General features: G+C 39.1%; 2 protein-coding genes. One reads left to right on the top strand and one right to left on the bottom strand.

Annotated features, from left to right (window positions below; all coding sequences use genetic code 11):
• Positions 1-33: 33 nt before the first annotated feature.
• Positions 34-618: a tyrosine-type recombinase/integrase gene (locus tag FNW02_RS37595; protein ID WP_191762545.1), complete on the bottom strand. Its 585-nt coding sequence runs from the start codon at positions 616-618 to the stop codon at positions 34-36.
• A gap of 200 nt (positions 619-818) precedes the next feature.
• Here FNW02_RS37595 and FNW02_RS37590 point away from each other — a divergent pair, with 200 nt between their 5' ends.
• A complete protein-coding gene (locus FNW02_RS37590) occupies positions 819-3,896 on the top strand; it encodes a Tn3 family transposase (RefSeq protein WP_191762546.1) in 3,078 nt (1,025 codons plus the stop codon).
• The last annotated feature ends 44 nt before the right edge of the window (positions 3,897-3,940 follow it).

Raw genomic sequence — 3,940 nt, 5'->3', positions numbered from 1 at the left:
AAAGAAATCAATTTGAAACCATTGATTTTAGGTTCAGTCAAGCCAGAAATTTTGGAAGCGCTCGCTCGTTAGTTCTGTGTAGCGAATAGTATGTTGAATATTCTTGTGTCCCAGATAAGCCTGAATAGCTCTAGTGTCATGACCATGAGATGCCAGATAAAACCCGCAGGCATGACGTAACATATGCGGATGTACCGATAAAGCTAAACCAGCAAGAGTGCCAGCACGACTAATAATATTAAAAGCTGTGGCAGCAGCCATCGGAGTACCACGCTCAGAAACAAACAAATAAGGGGAGTGAGGATATTCTCGTTGTAGTTGTCGTAGCCACCTTAACTCTCTGGCACGTAAAGGATGCGTTGAACTGATACCATGCTTGAGTCGATTGATATGAATTGTGCCACTAGAAAAATCTACCTGCTCCCATCGCAGTGCTACCAATTCTGATACACGTAGAGCGTGACGATAAGCCAGTAAAATTAAAGTCGAATCTCTGTGACCATGCCGCCCTGTTGATGAAGCGGCTTTAATCATGGCTTCGACTTCGTGGGGTAGCAGATATTCTCGTGTTCGCTTCTCTAGGTTTGTGACTTTTTTGGGTGGAGCAGTATGAGTCATAAAAACCAACTTGCCCATAAAAGGTAATTGGGTACTATGGCATTGAGTACGACACAATCAACTCCCCACATATTCCATGTTAAAAACTTGCCCATAAACAGTTCTTTTTGGTAATGTTTCTCTACATAAAATCCAACTCTTGTGGCTGATTGGTGATATATATCTTTTGAAGTTTTAAATCGCACAAACACATACTGATGGTGACATCGATAGAACGTACCGCTTACCCTCGATTTAAGCGTCAATTGACTGCCAAAGAACTCACCGATATTTACACACCCAACAAGAGCGAAATTGCTTTTGCTTACGCTACAACTAAGGGTGAAAGTAATATTCTTAACCTAGTATGCCTATTAAAATCATTTCAGCGACTAGGCTACTTTCCTTCGCTAATAGAAATTCCTATCAAAATCGTTAATCATATTCGCAGCAATTTAAAATTCTCAGTTGATACTGTTTTGGGTTATGAAAATCGCAAAACCATGTATCGTCATCGGACTGCCATCCGTGAACACCTCCAGGTAAATCAATTTAATCAAACTGGGTTACATATAGCTATAAAAGCAGTGAATGAATCGGCGACTGTTATGGATAATCCTGCTGATTTAATGAATGTAGTCATTGCTGAATTAGTTAAAAATAGATATGAATTACCAGGATTCAACACATTAAATAGATTAGTCCGTCGAGTGAGAAATGTCGTAAATCAAAGATTATTTTCCCTCGTACTGAGTCGCATCTCGTCAGATTACCAAGAACGCTTGCTGGACTTATTAGAGCGTCATCCACTTGAGTATCAAACCTCATTCAACAGCCTGAAGCAACTACCTAAAAGCCCTACCCGTAACAATATCAATGACTTTATTGTACATTTAATCTGGCTGGATTCTTTGGGTGATGTTAAGCCAATACTCAAGGATATTACCACTGCCAAAATTCACCATTTTGCTGCCGAAGCACGGGTGTTAGATGCGCATGAAATCAAGGATTTTAGTTTATCCAAACGGATTACTTTGATTTTATGCTTAATTTATGCGGCGCAAGTGACAGCAAGAGATAGTTTGGTTGAGATGTTTTTAAAACAAATGCGCTCAATCAATAACGACGCTACTAAAGAATTAGAACTTATCAAAAAAAGAATCCAAGAAACGCAAGAGAAATTAGTTGGGGTGTTGACTAATGTAATCCATGTGTTTATGGAGGAAAATCAATTAACACATGAACAAGCAGATTCTCACCCAGAGATTGAAGCATCCGATAGTTATTCATCTAATTCAAAGGAGCAGATACAGGAATTAAATCTCTCTACTGAGTTAACAAAAAATCAGGAAATATCCCTGTTTAATAAACTAAATAATGTATTCACTCAAGATGGAGGAGCAGAGCAACTGCTTTCGGAATGTGAGGCGATGAATGCTTATAGGGGTAATAATCATTTTCCTCTAATTTGGAAATTCTATAAAAATCATCGCCGGACATTTTTTCGCTTAGTAAAAGCATTAGAGTTCAAATCAACTACTAACGAACAAAGTGTTATCGAAGCATTACAATTTGTCCTAGATAATTCTCATCGTCGAGGAGAATTTCTCAAAGCAAGTATTGAACTAGATTTTATTTCAGAACAGTGGCGAAAATTAGTTGTAGTCAAGCAAGGAGAGAAAACCAAATTCGTTCGTCGGCACTTCGAGGCTTGTATTTTTTACTACCTAGCAACCGAATTAAGGTCAGGAGATATCTGCGTTATTGGTAGTGAAGATTACGCTGACTACCGCGAACAATTACTGCCTTGGTCAGATTGTTTGCCGTTAGTTGACCAATACTGTGAGAATTTAGGCTTTCCTAATACCGCTTCTTTTTTTACCAAGACACTAAAATCCTGGTTGACGGATACGGCGGCGGCTGTGGATGCAGGTTATCCCAATAACCACCAATTTATTATTAATGATGAAGGCGAACCCATCCTCAAAAAGTATCAGCGTAACGAGTTGAGTGTTGCTGCCAAAGCTTTAATAGAGAAAATCGAAGAACAATTTCCAGAAAGAAATTTAATCGATATCCCCAGAAACGTTGACTACTGGACAAATTTTACCCGTCACTTTGGCCCACTGTCTGGTAGTGATCCTAAAATTGAACGTGCGACGGAACGTTATCTTTTGACGACGTTTACTTATGGTTGCAATTTAGGGCCGACTCAAGCGGCCAGACATATGCGAGGTATCGTCACCGCGAAGGAACTGGCATTTGTCAACCGTCGCCATGTGACTGTGGATAAGCTCAATGCAGCATTGGTGGATATTATTAACCGCTACAATGCTTTAAATCTGCCGTCAGTTTGGGGTGATGGTAAAAGTGCGGCAGCAGATGGAACGAAGTATGAACTCTACGAAGAGAATTTACTGTCTGAGTATCATATTCGCTACGGTGGTTACGGAGGAATAGCTTACCACCATGTCTCTGATACCTATGTGGCTTTATTTAGCCAGTTTATTTCTTGTGGGACTTGGGAAGCTGTTCATATCATCGAGGGGTTGTTAAAAAACTCTTCCGATATTCAACCCGATACAATTCATGCTGATACCCACGGTCAATCAACACCTGTGTTTGCATTGGCACATATGTTGGGAATTAAGTTAATGCCTCGGATTCGTAATTGGAAAGATTTAAACTTTTATCGTCCTGATAAAGATACTGTTTATCAACATATTGATTCTTTGTTCTCTGAAACTATTGATTGGAAGCGGATAGAAACTCACTGGCAAGATATTTTACAGGTGGTTCTATCAATCCAAACAGGTAAGGTATCGAGTGCAATCTTATTACGTAAATTAGGAAATTATAGTCGTAAGAACAGGTTATATCAAGCTTTTCAGGAATTAGGACAAGTAGTGAGAACTGTTTTCTTGCTGCAATACATATCAGATATGCAGATGAGAAAAGAAATTACTGCTGTGACAAATATTGTGGAGGCTTATCATAAATTCTCGAAGTGGTTTTTCTTTGGTGGTTTTGGGGTTGTAATGAAGAATGACCCAATTGAACAGGAGAAGGTGATTAAGTATAAGGATTTGGTAGCAAATGCTGTTTTATTCCAAAATGTTGTAGATTTAACTGATATATTGCGTGATTTACAGAAGCAGGGATATTTGATTAGTCGTGAGGATGTGGCGGTTGTGAGTCCTTATATTACGGCTCATGTTAAGCGGTTTGGTGATTACCTAATTGATATGGAGACTGTGCCACCCTCACTGGATGAGGTTGAAAGTTTAGTGCTTGCTTAAGCGGCTGGAATCCTTGTAAATCTATGCTTTTTGTTTAATTCTTA

The organism is Komarekiella delphini-convector SJRDD-AB1 (assembly GCF_014831675.1).
In the GTDB taxonomy this organism is placed as follows: domain Bacteria; phylum Cyanobacteriota; class Cyanobacteriia; order Cyanobacteriales; family Nostocaceae; genus Komarekiella.
Note: the sequence above shows the minus strand (reverse complement) of the source record. Positions and strands in the feature narration are given on the sequence as shown.

Coding starts and splice junctions, on each gene's coding strand:
- FNW02_RS37595 (WP_191762545.1), bottom strand. CDS start 618: ATGACTCATACTGCTCCACCCAAAAAAGTCACAAACCTAGAGAAGCGA.